Genomic DNA, 19,849 nt, shown 5'->3' with positions numbered 1-19,849 from the left:
ATCTAGTCTTCCTCGCGCGGGTTTTCCACCGCGAGTTGGTCGAAGGCCAGATTGACCGGGTCGAGCAGCCCTGCGGCGCGCAGGTCGTCGATGCCCGGGAGGTCGCGGCGGCTATTGAGCCCGAAATGTGACAGAAATTCGGGGGTCGTCGAAAACATCAGCGGACGACCCGGCACGTCGCGTCGCCCGGCCGGTCGGATCCACCCGGCTTCCATGAGGACGTCGAGCGTGCCCTTCGCGGTCTGCACGCCGCGGATCGCCTCGATCTCGGCGCGCGTCACGGGCTCGTGATAGGCGATGATCGCCAGCGTCTCGATTCCCGCGCGGCTCAGCTTGCGCACCTCGTCGCGCCCGCGCCGCAGCAGGTGCGCCAGATCGGGGGCAGTCTGGAAATGCCAGCGCCCGCAGCGCTCGACCAGCTCGATGCCACGCCCGCGATAGCGGATCGCCAGCCGTTCCAGCGCACCGCGCACATCGCCCTCCCCGACGTGCGCGCGGATCGCGTCGCGGGTCAGCGGCTCGGTGGCGGCGAACAGCACCGCCTCGACCGCGCGTTCGTACGCGTCGGTCATGCGCCGGGACCCGCACCGTCGCCGCGGCGGACGTAGAGCGGTGCGAACGGCGCCTCCTGCTGCAATTCGGCCCGCCCCTGGCGCGCCAGCTCCAGCGCCGCCAGAAAGCTCGATGCCAGCGCCGAGCGCCGCAGCACCTCGCCCTCGACCGCGGGCAGGAAGCGCTCGATCGCGCACCACTCGATCGCACCGCCCAGCAGCGCACCGAGCCGGGCCAGCGCCGCCTCCAGCGTGAAAACCTCGCGATCGCGCACGACGTGCAGCACCGGGCGCGACCGCGCCGTGACGCGGCCATAGGCGGCGAGAAGATCGTAATATTCCACCGACCAGAACGCCTTGCGCACGACGTGCAATCCCTCCGGCGCGCCGCGAGTGAAGACGTCGCGGCCCAGCCGGTCGCGCGCCATCAATCGCGCGCCCGCGTCGCGCATCGCGTCGAACCGCTCCAGCCGCAGTTGCAGCCGCACCGCCAGCTCGTCGGCATCCGGTTCCTCCTCCGCATCGTCACGCGGCAGCAGCAGCGCCGACTTCAGGAAGGCGAGCCAGGCCGCCATCACGAGATAATCGGCGGCGAGGTCGAGCTGAAGGACGCGCGCCTGATCGACATAGGCCAGATATTGCTCGACCAGCTGCAGGATCGAGATGTCGCGCAGATCCACCTTCTGCGCGCGCGCGAGCGACAGCAGCAGGTCGAGCGGCCCTTCGAAGCCGTGCAGGTCGAGCGTCAGTTGTTCGGGCGCGGCGCTCATCGCGTCGCGACCGTCTCAATCAGGGCAGACCGATGCTCCACCGCGCCACACTGGCATGAACCGGCCCCTCCCTCCAAGTGCGGCGGACGCGCTCAGCGCGGCCCGCGCGGCCCGCGTGGACGAAACGCCCGATCGGGCCGCGGCGTGCGGAAACCTTCCGCCCGATTGTTGCGGCGCAGCTCGCGATATTCCTGCCGCACATCGCGCCGGTATTCGCGCCGCGCCTCGCCCCGCTCCTGCCGGAACTGGTCGCGGGTGATCCGCCCGTCGCGGAACGCCTGGCGGTCGGCCCGGACGTCGTTGCGGTAATCGCGCCGCTCGCGCCGCACGTCGCGACCGAAATCGCGCCAGTTCGCGCGAACCTCGCGGTTGCCGTAGCGACGCTGCTCCCAGTAGCGCCGCTGGCCGTCGTTCCACCGATACGGTCGACGTGCGCGATCGTACACGTAGGTGCCGCTACCCGGATAATAATAGTCGCCGTACCATCCATAAGAGCCGGCGCCATACCCGCCCGCATAATAAGGGTCGCCGTAATAGCCCGGCCCCGCCCCGACGCCGACCCCGACGCCCGAATAGCCATACCCATCGGTACACGCGGTCGCCGCGAGCGACAGCGTTCCCGGCAGACCGATCAGCAGCAGACGCGGCGAAAGCATCGCGATCCTCCAATACGGGAGTCTGGTGGCCGAAACGCGCCACCGATCGGTATCAACCGCGTGATATCGGGCGCAGTTCCTGCCCCGGAACTGCTATTTTGGGCGAAGCACCGGCACCCGGGCCTCGTTCAATGTCCCGGAAACGCCACCAGCGCCGATGCCGCGACGTCATCGGCGCGGAGCAGGTCGGCGCCGCCCAGGTCGGGAAGGTCGACGACGAACTGCGCCTGGGTGACGACCGCCCCGGCCTTGCGCAGCAGCCGCACCGCCGCGCGTGCGGTGCCGCCGGTCGCGATCAGGTCGTCGACCAGCAGCACGCGCGCGCCGGGCGCGCAGGCGTCGGCGTGGATCGCGATCCGGTCCTGCCCGTATTCAAGGGCATAGTCCTCGGCGATCGTCGCGCCCGGGAGCTTGCCGTCCTTGCGGATCAACAGCACGCCCGCGTTCAGCGGCACCGCCAGCGCCGCAGCAAAGATGAACCCGCGCGCCTCGACGCCCGCGACCAGATCCACCGGCCCGTCGACCGCGGCGACCATCCGCTCGATGCAGGCCGCAAGCCCCTGCGGCGACAGCAATAATGTCGTGATGTCGCGAAACTGGATGCCGGGCTTGGGAAAGTCCGGAATGGTGCGGATCAGCGCCTTCAGGTCGTCGTTCATGCACGACCGCCTACACGAAAACGGCGACCGGAACAGGTGTCCGGTCGCCGTTTCGGTTGGGGCCAGGTCGTCGGACGTGCCGGGCTGCGCCCGCCCCGCCGACCGCCGTGGCATGTCCTCACCTCGCTCGCGCAAGGTCAGGCTGCCCGCTCAGTGCTTCACGTTGCGCCAGACGTTCTGATACGCGCCCCAGGTCAGGTAGACGAAGATCAGCAGGAAGATGACCACCGCGACACCCGCGGCATGGCGCGCCTCGAGATTGGGCTCCGCGGTCCAGGTCAGGAAGGCGGCGACGTCGCGGGCCATCTGGTCCTTGGTCGCGCGGGTACCGTCCGAATAGGTCACCTGCCCGTCCGAGGTGATCGGCGGCGGCATCGCGATGTTGAGGTTCGCGAAATACGGGTTGTAGTGCAGCCCTTCCGGCGTCTTGGCGTCCGGGAATTCGCGCAGCAGCTCGGCCGGCTGGTCGCGATAGCCCATCAGCAGCGCATGGACGTAGTTCGAGCCGTCCTCGCGCGCCTTGGTCATCAACGACAGGTCTGGCGGCAGCGCGTTGTTGTTGGCGGCACGCGCGGCGACCTCGTTGGCGAAGGGCGACGGAAAGCGATCCGACGGCAGGTTCTTGCGCGTTGCCGCCTCGCCCGTCTCCGGATTGACGCTCGGCTGCTCGATCACCCACTGGTTGGCGATCGCCTTCACCTCGGCCTCCGAATAGCCGATCTTCTGAAGGTCGCGGAACGCGACGTACTTCAGCGAGTGGCAGGCGGCGCACACTTCCTTGTAGACCTGGAAGCCGCGCTGCACCTGCGCGCGATCGAACTTTCCGAAGAAGCCCGCAGACGACAGGTGAATGTCCTCGGGATGCTTGTGGAACGCATGTTCGGCGGTGTGCGGCGCCGGGTTCTGGATCGCGTCCTTCGCGGTGAAGAACAGCGCCAGCGCGAGCACGAAGACGAACCCCGCACCGACCAGCAGTGAAATGAGACGAACCATTGCCTGTCGAATCCCCTCTTCGTCTCTCTAGCTCAGCTCGCCATCGCGGTCTTGGCGGGCGACGTGCCGCCGTGCTTGGCCAGCACCGCCTCGGTGATCGAGTTCGGCAGCGGGCGCGGGCGCTCGGCCGCCGACACCAGCGGCAGGATGATGAGGAAGTGCGCGAAATAGTAACCGGCCGCGATCTGGCCCATCATCACGTTGCGTGCGGTCGCCTCCGCCCCGCCGACATAGCCGAGCACCAGCACGTCGAGCAGCAGCACGAGCAGGAACCAGCGATAGGTCGGCCGGTAGTTGGCCGAGCGCACCGGCGAGGCATCGAGCCATGGCAGGAAGAACAGCAGCAGGATCGAGCCGAACATCGCCAGCACGCCCCACAGCTTGGCCGGCAGGATGAAGTCGGCGGTGAAGCTCTTGAGGATCGCGTAGAACGGCAGGAAGTACCATTCCGGCACGATGTGCGCCGGCGTCGAGAGCGGGTTCGCCTCGATGTAATTGTCGGGGTGGCCGAGCAGGTTCGGCGAGAAGAACACGAAGAACGCGAACAGCAGAAAGAACACGCCGACGCCGACGCCGTCCTTGGCGGTGTAGTACGGGTGAAACGGCACTGTGTCCTGTTCGCCCTTCACGTCGACGCCGGTCGGGTTGTTCGAACCCGGGATATGCAGCGCCCAGATGTGCAGGATGATGACGCCCGCGATCACGAACGGCAGCAGATAGTGGAGCGAGAAGAAGCGGTTCAGCGCGGCATTGTCCGGCGCGAACCCGCCCAGCAGCCACACGCGCACCGTCTCGCCGACCAGCGGGATCGCCGAGAAGAAGCCGGTGATGACTTGCGCGCCCCAGAAGCTCATCTGCCCCCACGGGAGCACATAGCCCATGAACGCGGTGGCCATCATCAGCAGGAAGATGACGACGCCGAGCAGCCACACCATCTCGCGCGGCGCCTTGTACGAGCCGTAATACAGCCCGCGCCCGATGTGGATGTAGACGACCGCCAGGAACATCGACGCGCCGTTCGCGTGCGCATAGCGCAGGAACCAGCCGGCGTTGACGTCGCGCATGATGCTCTCGACCGAGCCGAACGCCACGCCGGCATTGGCGGCGTAATGCATCGCCAGCACGACGCCGGTGATGATCTGGATCACCAGCGCCGCGCCCGCGAGCACGCCAAAGTTCCAGAAATAATTCAGGTTGCGCGGCACCGGATAGCCCGCGCCGATCGCGTTGTAGACGAGGCGCGGCAGCGGCAGCTTCTCGTCCATCCACCGCATCAGCGGCTGCTTCGGCTCGTAATGCTTGGCCCAGGGAAAGCTCATCTTCGTATCTCCCCTCAGCCGACCGTCACGACGGTGTCGGAATTGAACGTGTACTCGGGCACGTGCAGGTTCTGCGGCGCCGGACCCTGCCGGATGCGGCCGGCGGTGTCATAGGCCGAGCCGTGGCACGGGCAGAAATAGCCGCCGAACGGCCCCTTGTTCTCGCCCTCGCCCGCGCCCAGCGGCACGCATCCCAGGTGGGTGCAGACGCCGAGCGTGATGAGCCAGTTCTTCTTGCCCGCCTTGGTCCGCTCCTCCAGCGTCTCCGGATCGCGCAGCGAGGAGATGTTGACCGCATCGGCCTCGGCGATCTCCTTGGGCGTGAGGTTGCGGACGAACAGCGGCTGCTTGCGGAAGCTGGCCTTGATCGCCTGGCCGGGCGCGATCTTCGAGATGTCGATCTCGGTCGTCGACAGCGCCAGCACGTCGGCCGACGGGTTCATCTGGTTGATGAGCGGAAGGACGATCGCGACCGCACCGATGCCGGCAAAGGACACCGCGGCGATGTTGATGAAGTCGCGGCGGCGCGGGTCGTGCGTCGCCTCATGGTAGGGCGCGGGATCTTCGCCGAGTGGGATTTCCTGCTCTGCCGTCGCCATTCGCGTCACACCTCTGCCCGTTCCTCTGTCCGGCGGGTGGCTGATGCCGCGTGCGACACTGGTGCTCCCCGCCTGTGACCTGCCCGTCCCCACGGCGGCCCTTTCCGGCCTGATAGCCGTGCCCTCGCCGCTTTGCCAACAGCATTTTACGCCGGTAAGGGCACGGCCATGCGGATCGCGCTCTACCAGCCCGACATTGCGGGCAACGTCGGCACCCTGCTGCGGCTGGCGGCGTGCATGGACGTGGGCGTCGACCTGATCGAGCCGATGGGATTTCCGTGGAGCGACCGTGCGCTGGCGCGCGCGGGGATGGATTATGCGGGCCAGGTCGACGTGCGCCGTCATGCCGATTGGGAGGCGTTCCTCGGCGCCGCGACGGGGCGGATCGTGCTGGCGACGACCGCCGGGGCGATGCCGCTGCCGCACGTGCGGTTCGAACGCGACGACATCCTGCTGCTGGGCAGCGAGGGGGCGGGCGTGCCGGCCGACGTCCATGCGCGCGCCGACCTGCGCGTGCGGATACCGATGCGCAGCGGCCTGCGCTCGCTCAACGTGGCGGTGGCGGGGGCGATGCTGCTGGGCGAGGCGCTGCGGCAGACCGGGGGCTGGCCGGCGGCGTGACCCGCGCGATCGCGGCCCAGACGTGGGCGAACAGCCCGGCGCTGTCGTGGTGGAGGTTGTGGCCGCCGGGCATCGCAACGATCGTCGCGCCCGGGATGCGGAGCTGCGGACAAAGGCTGTCGTCCTCCTCCTGCCCGTAGATGCAGGTGAGCGGCGCCCAGGTAAGCGTGTTGCCGGTGGTTCGCCCGATACTGTCGGGGGTGCCGCGATAGGCCCAGCCGGTCGGGTCGGCGCGGAAGAACACGGTGTCGCCGGGCAGGATCAGCACGATGCCGGCGACATGCGCGCGCAGGTCGGCGGGCAGGTTCGCCAGCCCGGTCTGGACGATGTCGGCGCCATAGGACTGGCCCATGACGACGATGCGGTCCTTGCCGGTCCGCGCGACGGCATTGCGGATCGCGTCGGCGACGAACGCGTCGACCTCCGCGCGGGTGCGGCGGCTGCGAAAGACGGCGGGCGAGGAGACGCCGAGGACCGGAACGTGATGCTCGGTCAACCCGCGCGAGGTCGACGCGCCGAGCAGGAAACGCAGCCCCATGTCGCCCGAGACGTTGACGACCGCGACGTGGCTTAGCGGCGGCTGCGCGGGGTAGAGATGATAGGGGTCGCGGTCGAAATAGCCTGCCGCCGCCACCGCGGCGCAGACGAAGGCCGAGCTGACTGCGGTGACGCGGATGCCGCGCCAGAAGGACGTTGCGCTCATGATCCGCGCTGTGCCACCGCGCTGGCGCCTTGGCCAGCGGCAGGCGAGCGCCTATGGCACCGGCATGATGACGCTGGATGACGAACAGGCCGCCGCGCGCGCCTGGTTCGAGGAGTTGCGCGACCGGATCTGCGCCGAGTTCGAGGCGATCGAGCGCGAGGCCGGGTCGGACGCGCGGTTCGACTACACACCCTGGGAGCGCGCCGACCCGAGCGGCGAGCCCGGCGGCGGCGGCGTGCGCGGGGTGATGAAGGGCCGCGTGTTCGAAAAGGTCGGGGTCAACGTCTCCACCGTCGGGGGCACGTTCGAGGGCGATTTCGCGCGCACCATCCACGGGGCGGGCGAGGATCCGCGCTTCTTCGCGACCGGCATCAGCCTGGTCGCGCACATGGCCAATCCGCACGTGCCGGCCGTGCATATGAACACGCGCTTCCTGGTGACGACCAGGCGCTGGTTCGGAGGCGGTGCGGACCTGAACCCGCCGCTGCCGATCGCGGAGGATACCGCGGATTTCCACGACACCTTGCGGCGTGCCTGCGATGCGCACGATCCGGCGCATTATCCGCGCTTCAAGGAATGGGCCGACGAGTATTTCTATATTCCGCATCGCCGGGTGCATCGCGGCGTGGGCGGGATTTTCTACGATCATCTGGAGGGCGATTTCGCCGCCGATTTCGCGTTCACGCAGGACGTGGGGCGCGCCTTCCTCGACGCCTTCCCGCGGATCGTGCGACGCCGGATGGACATGCCGTTCAGCGACGCCGACATCGCCGCGCAGCGCGCGTGGCGCGGGCGCTATGCCGAGTTCAACCTCGTCTATGACCGCGGCACCCTGTTCGGACTGAAGACCGGCGGAAACATCGACGCGATCCTGATGAGCCTGCCGCCGGTGGCCACATGGGACTGACATCGGTTCCCGACGATCACGTCGCGACGATCGTCACCACGCTGGAGATGACCGAGCGCCCGCGCGCGCGGGCGTTGCCGGATGCGCCGCTGCGACTGGTGCGGTGGGAGGCGCCGGCGGCGGAGAAATATCGTGCCCTGTTCCGCCGGGTGGGGGCGCCGTGGCTGTGGTTCTCGCGGCTGGTGATGGACGAGGCGGCGCTGATCGCGATCATCCATGACCCGGCGGTGGAAGTCTATGCAGTGGTCGATCGCGCGGGCGTGGAGGTCGGGATGCTGGAGCTCGACTTCCGCGCGCGCGGCGCGTGCGAGATCGGCTATTTCGCGCTCGTGCCCGAGCTGGCCGGGCGCGGGCTGGGGCGATGGTTGATGGCGCAGGCGCTGATGCTGGCGTGGCGTGGCGGCATTGAGCGCGTGTGGGTGCACACCTGCACGCTCGACCACCCGCGTGCATTGGGCTTCTACCGCGCACAAGGCTTCGTTGCGATCAGGCGGACGGTGGAGACGTTCGCCGACCCGCGGGTGCTGGGCGTGCTGCCCGCCGACGCCGCGCCTCAGGTGCCCTTGCTGGCACGGACGCGATAGGCGACGACGCCGAGCAGCAGCGTCGCCAGCGCATAAGCGGCGCCGATCGCGGCGATCAGCGCATCGACGAGCGCCAGCGCGACCGGGTTGGCGGCGCCGGCGCGCAGCGCTTCGTCCGCCAGCAGCAGCGGGGACACCGCCAGCCACTGCGCGAGGAACAGCGCGACCAGCGCGCCGGTCAATGCACGGTCGAGCCCCTTGGTCATCTTCCAGCTGAGCCGCAGCGCGGGCAGCGGGCGGAGCGCCGGGTGGCGCGCCATCGCGGGAATCGCCACGATCAGCCGCGCCTGAAGGTAGAGGCCGGGGAGCACCAGCATCCACAGCCCCATCGACACCGGCACGGCGATCGCGATGCCGGCGATCGTGAACGCCACCAGCCGGACCATCGCCTGCCCCAGCGACTGGCCGATCGTCAGCCGGTCGGGCTCGAGCAGGAACAGAGCAACCGCGGCGATGCCATAGGTGCCGACCAGCTCGGCAAGCAGGAACCAGATGCCGTTGCCCTGGCCCCAGACCGCCACCGCCTGCATCCACGCCTGCATCACCACCTCGTCGCGCGGCGCGGCCGGCAGCGGGGCCGCCGGATCGCACAGCAGCAGCGCGGCGAAGGCGGGCAGGAAGACGAAGGTGCCGACGATCGGCAGCACCAGCGCCGCATCGCGCCGGAACAGCCGCCAGACGATCGACAACAGCCCGGCGACGCCGATCGTCATGCGAGCGGCGCCATGCGCTGCTCACGCTCCACGGCGGCGACATAGAAGCGTGCGTTGAACACCGTCTGCACGACGGTGGCGCCAGCCGAAATCAACCCGCTGACCACCGCCAGCACGAACCGCACCGTGCCGACCGCCTCCGCGCCCAGCACGAGCCGCGCGACGACGCCGACCACCGACGAGACGGCGAGCATCACGACCGCAAGCACGATGAAGTAAAGGATCAGGACGCCGATCAGCCGCAGGGTCGCACCACGCGTCAGCGCCAGGCTGCGGCGCAGCGCGCCCACCCCGCGGCGTTCGTTGACGATGACCGCGAACAGCGGGACGATCCGGGCGGTGACCCAGATCGCCAGCACGCCACCGGCGATGGTCGCCAGGCCGATCCCGACGCTGGCGCCCGGCGCGGCCTGCGACATGTCGACCGTGCCCTGCGCGCTCAGATGGGCACCGGAATAGACGAAGAACAACGCGATCGGCACCGCCACCACCAGCAGCGCGATCGCCAGCGCCACGCTCACCCCCAAGGCGGGCAGCAGCCGCTGGCGCGCGATCCGAAAACCCTGCGCACGGTCGACCAGCGGGTCGCTGGCCACCGCCGTCATCGCGAGGACACCCGTTACCAGCAGCGCGACCACCACCAGCTGGATCAGCGAACCGAGCAACGATGCCCCCGTGGGCACCGACACGACGTTGCCCACCGCCCCGACGGCGATCGCGGGAAGCACCATCGTCAGAAACGCGATGCCGGCGAGGATGGCGGCGCGTCCGCGCAGCACATCGACCGTGCGGTCCCACACATCGCTGATCCTGACCATCGCCACCCCTCGCGTCCCCTGCGACTTACCATCACCGGGCCTAGGGGCCATTCCGCCGCCGGGCAATGGGCGTCATCGCCACCGCCCTGCCTCTCGCCTGCCACCGCGCCGCCTTGCCAAGCGCCCTCGCCGCCCGCATCTGACCCGGCGTGGATACCGAGACGAACGGAAGCGCCGCCGGACCGGGCGGCATCGAATGGCGCGTGACGCCGGGGCTGACCGACTATGCGCAGGCGCTCGCCGAGATGGAGGCGCGTGCGGCGGCGGTCGCGGCGGGCGCGGCGCGCGAGCTGGTGTGGCTGCTCGAACATCCGCCGGTCTACACCGCCGGCACCAGCGCCGACCCGAGCGAACTGGTCGACCCGCGCTTCCCGGTGGTGCCGGCCGGGCGCGGCGGGCGCTATACCTATCACGGTCCGGGGCAGCGCGTGGGCTATCTGGTGCTAAACCTGAACAAGCGCGGGCGCGACGTGCGCTGTTTCGTGCATGCGGTGGAAGGCTGGGTGATCGACGCGCTGGCGCGGATCGGCATCGCGGCGTTCCGCGCCGAGGGGCGGATCGGTATCTGGACCCGCGACGCCGCCGGACAGGAGGCGAAGATCGGCGCGATCGGGATCCGGGTGCGCCGCTGGGTGACGCTGCACGGCTTTTCGGTCAATCTGTCGCCCGACCTGCAGCATTTCACCGGGATCGTGCCGTGCGGGCTGGCGGAGTTCCCCGTCACCAGCGCTGCCGCGCTGGACGCGCCGTCCGACACTGCAACTTTCGACGCGGCTCTGGCGTTCACCGCCGAGGCCTTTCTCAATAGCCTGATTTGTGCGGGTGAAAACGAGACTTGAGGGGCCGGTCATCTGTGATTAATGTCCACGTCGGTTTGGGAACAAAAAACGGCCGGTCGGTCGCCAAATCCATAGTCTAGGGAGCAAATTCATGCGTGCAGTCATCACCAAGGTCCTGGCCGGTTCGGCGCTCGCGGCGGCCGCTCTCGCGGTTTCGGCGTGCGGCTCGAAGACCGAGGGCACCGAGAACACCATGGTCACCGACATGAACGCCACCGAGGGCATGGACACCATGACCGACAACATGACCGCCGTGGACGGCGCGATGAACGGCGGCATGATGGCCAACGACACCGGCATGAGCAACGACATGATGATGTCGAACATGGGCGGCATGTCGAACGCGATGTAATCTGCCGGTTCGGCGATTGTATCAGAAGGGCCGTCCGGGCAACCGGGCGGCCTTTCTTCTTCCGGGCACGCGCTCTTCTTTCCGCCACGGCTAGATCACGCAACCAACCGTTACGCTCCGCGAACAGATGCCGCACCCGCAAGCAATTTGCGGTAAACCGAATCTTCCCCGCGCCGATTTGCGCTTGGGTCCCCTGCCGAAGTTATTGTAAACGGAACCGCATGCGGCGCTGCCGTGCGCGAGGAGTTTGGGGACATGCAAAAGGTGGGGATCGCCGGGGCCGTGGCGGCACTGGCGGCAGGATTGATGGTCGCGACGCCGGCGGCGGCGCAATTCTATATGAAGAGCAAGGATCTGCGCGGAGAGCGCGTGCGTGGCGACGAACCGGGCATCGGCCAGGCGCTGCCGGGCGCGACGCCCGACGAGCTTCGCGCGGCGATGGTGTGGAACATGCGCGCGGCGCTGAACGTCGCGGCGCTGCAATGTCAGTTCGAGCCGTCGCTGCTGACCGTGCAGAACTACAATGCGATCCTGTCCGATCACAAGCAGGAGCTGGCGCAATCCTATGCCGCGCTCGGCAAGTATTTCGAGCGGGTCGCCAAGACCAAGAAGGACGGCCAGAGTGCGCTCGATCAATTCGGTACGCGCACCTATTCGGGCTTTGCGACGGTTGCGGCGCAATACGGCTTCTGCGGCACGGCGTCGAGCATCGGGCGCGAGGCGCTGTACGCGCCGCGCGGCAGCTTCGGCGACATCGCGCTGTCGCGGATGCGCGAAGTGCGCAACAGCCTGACGCCGTGGGGTGAGCAGCAGTTTCCGCGCATGGAGGTCCGCCTGACTCCCGCCTTCCTGCCGCGGTTCGACAAGGCTTGCTGGAAGAAGGACGAGTTCGTCGTCAAGAAGTGCGGCGAGCCGTTCGGGGCGGTGGTGTACGCGGCGCGGTAAGGCCAAGGGAACGCCGAGGACCGCGGCAGGCCGCCCTCGATCGGGCGGTCGTTCCCGGCGTTCTTCGTCATCCCCGCACAGGCGGGAGTCCAGAACCTCGGACGTTTGGGCCCTTTCGAGAACCTGCGCGTCTGGATCCGCGCCTGCGCGGGGATGACGAAGAAGGTGGGCGACGTCGGCGGTGCCGGCCCGTTCGCGGTTATCGCAACCCCAGCAGCTTGTGCGTCTGGAGCGACAGCCGCCACTTCGGCCGCTCCATTACCACCGCCATCGCGGCCTCGACATTCGCCACCCCCGCCGCATCGTCGAGCGGCTGGAGCAGGAAATTGGCGAAGTCCCATTCCTCGATCGCGGCGATATCGGTGCCGGGCTGCGGCCAGACCAGTTTCAGTTCGTGGCCAGAGCGTTGCACGGTCTCGCTGCCGGCCTTCGGGCTGATGCAGACCCAGTCGATACCGGGATGTACCGGCAACGTCCCATTGCTCTCGATCGCGATCTCGAACCCGGCGGCGTGGAGCGCGTCGACCAGCGCATCGTCCACCTGAAGCATCGGTTCGCCCCCGGTCAGCACCACGAAGCGGCGCGTGCCGTCCGCACCCCAGAAGCCCGCAACCGCCGCGACCAGCGCCGCGGCATCGGCGAACTTGCCGCCGCCCAGCCCGTCGGTGCCGACGAAATCGGTGTCGCAGAAGCGGCAGATCGCGGCCGCGCGGTCCTGCTCGCGGCCCGACCACAGGTTGCACCCGGCGAAGCGCACGAACACCGCGCGCCGCCCGGCCTGCACGCCCTCGCCCTGGAGCGTCAGGAACATTTCCTTGACGGCGTAGCTCATCAGGGGGCCGGCGGGGTGACGGCGTACTCGGTCGGGTCGGGGACACCCGCTTCCTCGAAGCCCTTGTGGCGCAGGCGGCAGCTGTCGCACATTCCGCAATGCCGCGCCCCCGGCGCGGGATCGTAGCACGACCAGCTCATCCCCATGTCGAGCCCCAGGCGGGCACCCTCGCGCACGATATCGGCCTTGGTCATGTGCTGGAGCGGCGCGCGGAAGCGAAAGGGCGTGCCTTCGACCCCCGCCTTGGTCGCCAGCTCCGCGGTCTGCTCGAACGAGGCGATGAATTCGGGGCGGCAATCGGGATAGCCCGAATAATCGAGCGCGTTGACGCCGAGGTAGATGTCGCGCGCGCCCGCCGCCTCCGCCCAGCCGAGCGCGAGGCTCATGAAGATCGTGTTGCGCGCAGGCACGTAGGTGACCGGAATCGCATCGCCGACGCCGTCCTTGGGCACGTCGATGGCGCTGTCGGTCAGCGCCGATCCGCCGAACGCCGACAGGTCGATAGGCAGGACGACGTGCCGCACTGCGCCGAGGGCGACCGCGACGCGGCGGGCGGCGGCGAGTTCGACCTGATGCCGCTGGTTATAGTCGATCGACAGCGCCAGCAGCGGGTGCCCCGCCTCGCGCGCCAGCGCCGCCGACACCAACGAGTCGAGGCCGCCCGAAACGAGCGCGACTGCGGGAGTAAGACTGGTCATGATCGCGGCGAGCTAGGCGCTTGGGCGGCGAAGTGCAACCGCCTCTCCGGCGGCGCGGTCCCGAAAAAAAAGACGGGTCGCCATGGTGGCGACCCGCAGGGTGCCCGTGAGGGCGGGGAGAGAGCATGCCGCCGAAACAGCATGGCATCCGTATGGCGGAAAAAGGTTAACGAAGGATTAGGCGCGGCTGTCCGGCCGTCACGCCAGTTCGTCGGCCTTCATCGGGAACACCGTCGAGCAGAACGCGCAGTCGACCGCGATCACCCCGTCCGCGTCGGCCATTTCCAGCCGTTGCTCGAGCGGGAAGCGCGCCAGAACCGAGCGGATGTGCTCGACGGTGCAGCGACAGCCGCGCGACACGCCCTGCGCCTCCAGCACGCGAACCTCGCTCTCCTCGTTGAACAGCCGCCAGATCAGCGTTTCGAGCGGCAGCGCAGGGTCGGCGAGTTCGTCGGCCGCGATCGTGCGGCCAAGTGCCTCGACATGCTCCCATTCGGGATGGTCGAGCTTGGTATGCAGCCGCTCGCGCCCCTCCTCGCCCTCCGGCAGATGTTGCAGGAGGAGTCCGCCCGCGACGCAGCGGCCGGCGTCGTCCTTGTGCATGCCGACGCGCACGAGGGTGGGGATCTGCTCGGACTGGTAGAAATAGCTTTGCGCCGCCTCGGCCAGCGTGTCGCCGTCGAGCGGGACAATGCCCTGGTAACGCTCGCCGGTGGTGGCCAGGTCGAAGGTGATCGCGAGATAGCCGGGACCGAACAACGCGAACAGCGTCGGGTCGGCGGGGCCGGCGGCCAGCTTGTCGGCGTCGAACTGCACGTAGCCGCGCACCTCGCCGCCGCGCCAGTCGCAGACCAGCAGCGTGACGATGCCGTCCTGCGTCTGCGTCTGCATGGTCAGCTGGCCGGCGGGGTCCTTCAGCGTCGCGCCGATCAGCGCGGTCAGCGTCAGCGCCTCGGTCAGCAGCTTCTCGATCGCGGGCGGATAGGCGTGCGCGGACAGGATCGCGTCGAGCGTCGGCCCGAGCCGCACCACGCGTCCGCGCGCATGGCGATCGGGAATGGTGAAGCCGAGCGCACGGTCGAGATCGGGAGTGTCGGTCATAAATCCTCGTGCAACCAACGCCCACCCACACCGTCATCCCGGCGCAGGCCGGGATCCATGTCTCCGCAGGAGCGGAGCCGGCGGCGCTTGCGGCACGATGGATCCCGGCCTGCGCCGGGATGACGGAGGAAGGAAGGGCAGCCGCTCACGCGAGCAGCGACGATTGGGTAGATGGTAGCGGCCGCCCCCGCGATCAACCGATCTGCCCCAGGCACCAGCGCAGGATCGCCTTCTGCGCATGGAGCCGGTTCTCCGCCTCCGCCCAGATCAGCGATTGCGGACCGTCGATGACCTCCGGGGTCACTTCCTCGCCGCGGTGCGCGGGGAGGCAGTGGAGGAACGTCGCATCGGGCTTGGCGGCGGCCATCAGCGCGGCGTCGACCTGGTACGGCATCATCGCAGCCAGCTTCGTCTCGGCATGCGCCTGCCCCATCGAGATCCAGGTGTCGGTGACGATCACGTCGGCACCCTCGACCGCCTCGCGCGGATCGGCGACGACCCGCGCGCGACCGTTCGCGCGGACGATCGCCTCCTCCTCGGGCTGGAACCCCTGCGGACAGGCGGCCACGACGTCGAAGTGCATCAGCGACGCCGCCTCGACGATCGACGCAAGCACGTTGTTGCCGTCGCCCAGCCACGCGACCTTCAGGCCGGGCAGCGCCTTGCCGCTCTCGATGATCGTCAGCAGGTCCGCCATGATCTGGCACGGGTGGGAGGCGTCGGTCAGCCCGTTGATGACCGGGACGGTCGCGTATTGCGCCATCTCCTCAACCTTCGCATGGTCGTCGGTGCGGATCATGATCGCGTCGACATAGCCGGAAAGCACGCGGGCGGTATCCGCCACCGTCTCGCCGCGACCGAGCTGCATCTGCCCGGCTTCCATCACGATCGACTGCCCGCCCAGCTGGCGCGTCGCCATATCGAACGACACGCGCGTGCGCGTCGAATTCTTCTCGAAGATCATCGCCAGCACATGCCCGGCGAGCGGCGCGTCGGCGTCGACACGGCCCTTGGTCCAGCCGGCGCGCGCCTGCTTGCGCGTCAGCGCGTCGTCCAGCATCGCCGCGATCGCGTCGGGCCCGGCATCGGTCAGGTTCAGGAAATGGCGCATGGTATTTTCCCCCAAACCCCGCGCGCCGCGCGGGGATCAGGCCATCGATCCCCGCGACCCGCGCGGGGATCAGGCCATCAATCGTCGGCGACCGGTACGTAGACGCGGGCGGCCTCGCTCAGCTTCTCGACGCATTCGGCGATGTGGCTCTCGTCGATCACCAGCGGCGGCAGGATGCGCACGACATTCTCGCCGGCGGCGACCAGCAGCAGCCCGTGATGGTCGCGGCAGTGCGCGACGAAGCGACGGCTGTCGCTCTTGAGCTTCAGTCCCTGCATCAACCCGTGGCCACGCACCGAATCGAACAGGGTGTCGTGGTTGGGGATCATCTGCTCCAGCGAGGAGCGCAGCCGCTCGCCCATCTGCGCGACGTGATCAAGGAAGCCGTCGGCCAGGATCACGTCCAGCACCGCCTCGCCCGCCGCCATCGCCAGCGGGTTGCCGCCATAGGTGGAGCCGTGCGTGCCGAACACCATGCCCTTCGCGGCCTCGGCAGTCGCCAGGCACGCGCCGAGCGGGAAACCGCCGCCGATCCCCTTGGCCGCGGCCATGATGTCGGGGGTGATGCCGTACAGCTCGTGCGCGAAGAACTTCCCCGTCCGGCCGTACCCCGCCTGCACCTCGTCGAGCACCAGCAGCAGGCCGTGTTCGTCGCACGCCTTGCGGAGCCCTTGCAGGAACTCCATCGACGCCGGGCGAATGCCGCCCTCGCCCTGGATCGGCTCGACCAGGAAGCCGGCGGTATGCTCGTCGATCAGCGCCAGCGCGCCCTCCAGATCGTTGAACTGCGCGTATTTGAAGCCCGGCAGCAGCGGCTCGAACCCGTCGCGCATCTTCGGCTGGTTGGTCGCCGAGATCGTCCCCAGCGTCCGCCCGTGGAAAGCGGTGTCGAAGGTGATCAGGTCGGTTCGCTGCGGATTGCCGTTCGCGAAATGGTAGCGGCGCGCGGTCTTGATCGCGCACTCCACCGCCTCGGCCCCCGAATTCGTGAAGAAGACGGTGTCGGCGAAGCTATGGTCGACGAGGCGCTTCGCGAAATGCTCGCCCTGCGGACTGCCGTAAAGGTTGCTGACGTGCATCAGCGTCGCGGCCTGTTCCGAAATCGCCTTGACCAGCGCCGGGTGGCCGTGGCCGAGCGCGTTCACCGCGATGCCGCTGGCGAAATCGAGATATTGCTCACCGTCCTCGCCGTAGAGGTACACGCCCTCCCCGCGCACCGGTCGCACGCCGCACCGCGGGTAAACGGGCATCAGCGGCGGGATGGATGCGTCAGGCGACACGGCGACCTTCTCCTGGAAAAGAACAAGGGCGGCCCGACAGGACCGCCCGGAGCCGCCTGATACGGGCAAAGCCCCACCTGAATCAACACCGCGTCAGCGCGCCGTTGCGCTCTGCACCGCGACCGCCAGCGCCAGTACGAAGGCGAAGCCGGTTGCGCCCCACAAGGCATGCGTCCCGACCGCGGCATAGGCCAGCGCACCCGCGCCCGCACCGACCATCAACCCGCTCCACAGCAGCAGGTACGGCAGCCAGCCGGTACGCGGCGCGATGCCCATCAGCGCGCGCGCCAGCGCCTGCCCAAGCCGCACCAGCGTGCCGGTCATATAGGTAATCGGGATCGAGCGCCCATCGCGCTGAAACACGACGTTGAGCGCCCCCATCGCGGCGGCGAGCAGCACGGCGCCGGTGCCGCCGACCATCAGCAACGCCGCCCAGGCGAGCAGCGCGGTGGTGAGCAGGATTGTCGCAGCGGGCGCCCAGCGCCCAAGCCGCTCGCTCACTACCGCCGCCGCCATGACCCCCGCGACAAAGGCAAGGATCAGCGCCGCGGTCATCCGCCACCACCCGCCGCCGTTGGCGGCGTCGACCGCCAGCTGCGTCGAATTGCCGCTCATGAACGAGACGAACAGCCCGCCGATGCGCAGGAACCCGACCGCATCGACGAACCCCGCCAAGGCAGCGAGCGCGATCGCGAACGGCCAGTCGGCGCGCCCCCCGCTCACGCGTCGATCGCTTCCTCGTCCAGCCGCGCCGCATTCTCCTGGATGAAGGCGAAGCGGTGGGCCGGGTTGGTGCCCATCAGGCGGTCGACGAGGTCCTTCACGCCGGCGCGCTCCTCGTATTCCTGCGGCAGCGTGATGCGGATCATGCTGCGCTTCGCCGGGTCCATCGTCGTTTCGCGCAACTGCGCCGGGTTCATCTCGCCCAGCCCCTTGAAGCGTGCGACCTCGACCTTCTTGCCCTTGAACGCCGTGCGCTCCAGCTCGGCGCGGTGCGCGTCGTCTCGGGCGTAGAGGCTCCTGGTGCCCGCGGTCAGGCGGTAGAGCGGCGGCTGCGCGAGGTAGAGGTGCCCCTGTCGCACCAGGTCCGGCATCTCCTGGAAGAAGAACGTCATCAGCAGCGTCGCGATATGCGCGCCGTCGACGTCGGCGTCGGTCATGATGACGACGCGTTCGTAGCGGAGCTGTTCGGGGCGGCAATCCTTGCGCGTGCCGCAGCCGAGCGCCTGGATGAGGTCGGCGATCTCCTGATTGGCGAGGATCTTGGCGCTGGTCGCCGAGGCGACGTTCAGGATCTTGCCGCGGATCGGCAGGATCGCCTGCGTCCTGCGGTCGCGCGCCTGTTTCGCCGAGCCGCCCGCCGAATCGCCCTCGACGATGAACAGCTCGGTGCCATCGGGCGAATCGGCGGCGCAATCGGTCAGCTTGCCGGGCAGCCGCAGCTTGCGCGCCGAGGTGGCGGTCTTGCGCTTCACGTCGCGCTCGGCCTTGCGGCGCAGGCGTTCGTCCATCCGCTCCAGCACATAACCGAGCAGCGCCTTGCCGCGGTCCATGTTGTGGCCGAGCCAATGATCGAAATGGTCGCGCATCGCCTTTTCGACCAGCCCGGCCGCCTCGGGGGAGGTCAGGCGGTCCTTGGTCTGCGACTGGAATTGCGGCTCGCGGATGAAGACAGACAGCATCAGCTCGCTGCCGACCATCACGTCGTCGGCGGTCAGCTCCTTGGCGCGCTTGTTGCCGACCAGATCGCCGAACTGGCGCAGGCCGCGCACCAGCGCCTGCCGCAGCCCCTGTTCGTGCGTGCCGCCGTCGGGGGTCGGGATGGTGTTGCAATACCAGCTGTAGCTGCCCTCGCTCCATAGCGGCCAGGCGATCGCCCATTCCACCTTGCCCTGCGCCTCGGGGAATTCCTGCTGCCCGGCGAAGAAGTCGGCCGTGGCGCATTCGCGCTTCCCGAGCTGTTCCTTGAGGTGATCGGAGAGGCCGCCCGGGAACTGGAACACCGCCTCGGCAGGCGTATCGTCGGTGATCAGCGACGCCGCGCACTTCCAGCGGATCTCGACGCCCGCGAACAGATACGCCTTCGATCGCGCCAGCTTGTAGAGGCGCGCGGGCTTGAACAGCAATTCGGGGCCGAAGATCTCGGTATCGGGGACGAAGCTGACGGTGGTGCCGCGGCGGTTCGAGGCCGCGCCGACATTCTCGAGCGGGCCGAGCGTCTGCCCGCGGGCGAAGCGCTGGCGATAGAGCTGCCGGTCGCGCGCCACCTCGACCACCGTCTCGCTCGACAGCGCGTTGACCACCGACACGCCGACGCCGTGGAGGCCGCCGGAGGTGGCATAGGCCTTGCCCGAGAACTTGCCGCCGGAGTGAAGCATCGAGAGGATGACCTCGAGCGCCGACTTGTCGGGAAACTTCGGGTGCGGATCGACCGGCATCCCGCGGCCGTTGTCGACGATCGTCAGGCGATTGCCGGCATCCAGCGTCACCTCGATCCGCGTCGCATGGCCCGCGACCGCCTCGTCCATCGCATTGTCGAGCACCTCGGCGGCGAGGTGGTGCATCGCGCGCTCGTCGGTGCCGCCGACGTACATGCCGGGACGGCGGCGGACCGGCTCCAGCCCCTCCAGCACCTCGATCGACGACGCGTCATATTGCGTGGGAGCAGCGGTGGCGGACGCGAAGAGATCGGACATAGGGGCCATATACGGAACATCGGCCGCGCGCGCCACCGCGGCCGCAGCAACCCTTCCTTACGCAACCTGCGGGACGACCGCGCCGTTCGGGGCGGGCATCAT

At 68.7% G+C, this 19,849-nt stretch carries 23 protein-coding genes; 6 read left to right on the top strand and 17 right to left on the bottom strand.

Annotated elements, in window-relative coordinates; all coding sequences use genetic code 11:
• Nucleotides 1–2: 2 nt before the first annotated feature.
• The 7 genes from scpB to petA form a co-directional block, all read right to left on the bottom strand.
• Entirely contained in the window at nt 3–572 is a 570-nt protein-coding gene (gene scpB / locus J2Y58_RS13690; protein WP_310103988.1) for an SMC-Scp complex subunit ScpB, read from the bottom strand.
• Entirely contained in the window at nt 569–1,321 is a 753-nt protein-coding gene (locus J2Y58_RS13685; protein WP_310103986.1) for a ScpA family protein, read from the bottom strand. The genes scpB and J2Y58_RS13685 overlap by 4 nt, the downstream gene beginning before the upstream one ends.
• Before the next feature lie 92 nt (nt 1,322–1,413).
• Nucleotides 1,414–1,977: a hypothetical protein gene (locus J2Y58_RS13680; protein WP_310103984.1), complete on the bottom strand. Its 564-nt coding sequence runs from the start codon at nt 1,975–1,977 to the stop codon at nt 1,414–1,416.
• Between the two features lie 128 nt (nt 1,978–2,105).
• Nucleotides 2,106–2,636, bottom strand: a complete 531-nt coding sequence (locus J2Y58_RS13675; RefSeq protein WP_310103982.1) for an adenine phosphoribosyltransferase — start codon at nt 2,634–2,636, stop codon at nt 2,106–2,108.
• Nucleotides 2,637–2,786: 150 nt separating this feature from the next.
• Nucleotides 2,787–3,629, bottom strand: a complete 843-nt coding sequence (locus J2Y58_RS13670) for a cytochrome c1 (RefSeq protein WP_310103981.1) — start codon at nt 3,627–3,629, stop codon at nt 2,787–2,789.
• Between the two features lie 32 nt (nt 3,630–3,661).
• A complete protein-coding gene (locus tag J2Y58_RS13665) occupies nt 3,662–4,948 on the bottom strand; it encodes a cytochrome b N-terminal domain-containing protein (protein WP_310103978.1) in 1,287 nt (428 codons plus the stop codon).
• Between the two features lie 14 nt (nt 4,949–4,962).
• Nucleotides 4,963–5,547 (bottom strand): ubiquinol-cytochrome c reductase iron-sulfur subunit, encoded by a 585-nt coding sequence (gene petA / locus J2Y58_RS13660; protein ID WP_310103976.1) that lies wholly within the window; start codon nt 5,545–5,547, stop codon nt 4,963–4,965.
• A 168-nt stretch (nt 5,548–5,715) separates the two neighbouring features.
• Between petA and J2Y58_RS13655 the strand changes: the two genes are divergently transcribed.
• The gene (locus J2Y58_RS13655; protein ID WP_310103974.1) at nt 5,716–6,168 is read left to right on the top strand and encodes a tRNA (cytidine(34)-2'-O)-methyltransferase; all 453 of its coding nucleotides are present in this window, start codon (nt 5,716–5,718) and stop codon (nt 6,166–6,168) included.
• Here the strand turns inward: J2Y58_RS13655 and J2Y58_RS13650 are convergent.
• Nucleotides 6,095–6,871: an AcvB/VirJ family lysyl-phosphatidylglycerol hydrolase gene (locus J2Y58_RS13650; protein ID WP_310103972.1), complete on the bottom strand. Its 777-nt coding sequence runs from the start codon at nt 6,869–6,871 to the stop codon at nt 6,095–6,097. The genes J2Y58_RS13655 and J2Y58_RS13650 overlap by 74 nt on opposite strands.
• Before the next feature lie 64 nt (nt 6,872–6,935).
• On the opposite strand from J2Y58_RS13650, the gene hemF reads away from it, so the two are divergent.
• Together hemF and J2Y58_RS13640 are read left to right on the top strand one after the other, a co-directional pair.
• Nucleotides 6,936–7,778: an oxygen-dependent coproporphyrinogen oxidase gene (gene hemF, locus J2Y58_RS13645; protein ID WP_310104042.1), complete on the top strand. Its 843-nt coding sequence runs from the start codon at nt 6,936–6,938 to the stop codon at nt 7,776–7,778.
• Complete coding sequence (locus tag J2Y58_RS13640; protein ID WP_310103970.1) at nt 7,769–8,362, top strand: GNAT family N-acetyltransferase; 594 nt, start codon at nt 7,769–7,771, stop codon at nt 8,360–8,362. Before hemF ends, J2Y58_RS13640 begins: the two co-directional genes overlap by 10 nt.
• Here the strand turns inward: J2Y58_RS13640 and J2Y58_RS13635 are convergent.
• Both J2Y58_RS13635 and J2Y58_RS13630 read right to left on the bottom strand, forming a co-directional pair.
• Complete coding sequence (locus J2Y58_RS13635; RefSeq protein WP_310103968.1) at nt 8,332–9,075, bottom strand: hypothetical protein; 744 nt, start codon at nt 9,073–9,075, stop codon at nt 8,332–8,334. The genes J2Y58_RS13640 and J2Y58_RS13635 overlap by 31 nt on opposite strands.
• A complete protein-coding gene (locus J2Y58_RS13630; protein ID WP_310103966.1) occupies nt 9,072–9,893 on the bottom strand; it encodes a hypothetical protein in 822 nt (273 codons plus the stop codon). The genes J2Y58_RS13635 and J2Y58_RS13630 overlap by 4 nt, the downstream gene beginning before the upstream one ends.
• Nucleotides 9,894–10,042: 149 nt before the next feature.
• On the opposite strand from J2Y58_RS13630, the gene lipB reads away from it, so the two are divergent.
• The 3 genes from lipB to J2Y58_RS13615 all read left to right on the top strand — a co-directional run bounded on the left by lipB (nt 10,043) and on the right by J2Y58_RS13615 (nt 12,029).
• Nucleotides 10,043–10,732, top strand: a complete 690-nt coding sequence (gene lipB / locus J2Y58_RS13625; RefSeq protein WP_405053106.1) for a lipoyl(octanoyl) transferase LipB — start codon at nt 10,043–10,045, stop codon at nt 10,730–10,732.
• A 91-nt stretch (nt 10,733–10,823) separates the two neighbouring features.
• Entirely contained in the window at nt 10,824–11,084 is a 261-nt protein-coding gene (locus J2Y58_RS13620; RefSeq protein WP_310103964.1) for a hypothetical protein, read from the top strand.
• Between the two features lie 255 nt (nt 11,085–11,339).
• Entirely contained in the window at nt 11,340–12,029 is a 690-nt protein-coding gene (locus J2Y58_RS13615) for a hypothetical protein (protein WP_310103963.1), read from the top strand.
• Nucleotides 12,030–12,228: 199 nt separating this feature from the next.
• Here the strand turns inward: J2Y58_RS13615 and queE are convergent, their stop codons facing one another.
• The 7 genes from queE to parE all read right to left on the bottom strand — a co-directional run bounded on the left by queE (nt 12,229) and on the right by parE (nt 19,747).
• On the bottom strand, nt 12,229–12,861 hold the full coding sequence (queE, locus tag J2Y58_RS13610; RefSeq protein WP_310103961.1) for a 7-carboxy-7-deazaguanine synthase: 633 nt from the start codon (nt 12,859–12,861) through the stop codon (nt 12,229–12,231).
• Nucleotides 12,861–13,559: a 7-cyano-7-deazaguanine synthase QueC gene (gene queC / locus J2Y58_RS13605; RefSeq protein ID WP_310103959.1), complete on the bottom strand. Its 699-nt coding sequence runs from the start codon at nt 13,557–13,559 to the stop codon at nt 12,861–12,863. The genes queE and queC overlap by 1 nt, the downstream gene beginning before the upstream one ends.
• A 198-nt stretch (nt 13,560–13,757) precedes the next feature.
• The gene (locus J2Y58_RS13600; protein ID WP_310103958.1) at nt 13,758–14,660 is read right to left on the bottom strand and encodes an Hsp33 family molecular chaperone HslO; all 903 of its coding nucleotides are present in this window, start codon (nt 14,658–14,660) and stop codon (nt 13,758–13,760) included.
• 193 nt (nt 14,661–14,853) lie between these two features.
• Nucleotides 14,854–15,771, bottom strand: coding sequence for an ornithine carbamoyltransferase (gene argF, locus J2Y58_RS13595; protein WP_310103955.1), 918 nt, complete (start codon nt 15,769–15,771; stop codon nt 14,854–14,856).
• A 77-nt stretch (nt 15,772–15,848) separates the two neighbouring features.
• Nucleotides 15,849–17,051, bottom strand: a complete 1,203-nt coding sequence (locus J2Y58_RS13590; protein WP_310103953.1) for an aspartate aminotransferase family protein — start codon at nt 17,049–17,051, stop codon at nt 15,849–15,851.
• A 93-nt stretch (nt 17,052–17,144) separates the two neighbouring features.
• Nucleotides 17,145–17,774, bottom strand: coding sequence for a DUF1275 family protein (locus J2Y58_RS13585; RefSeq protein WP_310103951.1), 630 nt, complete (start codon nt 17,772–17,774; stop codon nt 17,145–17,147).
• The gene (parE, locus tag J2Y58_RS13580; RefSeq protein WP_310103950.1) at nt 17,771–19,747 is read right to left on the bottom strand and encodes a DNA topoisomerase IV subunit B; all 1,977 of its coding nucleotides are present in this window, start codon (nt 19,745–19,747) and stop codon (nt 17,771–17,773) included. The genes J2Y58_RS13585 and parE overlap by 4 nt, the downstream gene beginning before the upstream one ends.
• Nucleotides 19,748–19,849: the final 102 nt, after the last annotated feature.

The sequence above is a fragment of the Sphingomonas sp. BE138 genome (assembly GCF_031456125.1).
In the GTDB taxonomy this organism is placed as follows: domain Bacteria; phylum Pseudomonadota; class Alphaproteobacteria; order Sphingomonadales; family Sphingomonadaceae; genus Sphingomonas.
This window is presented reverse-complemented; position numbering and strand designations above follow the sequence as displayed.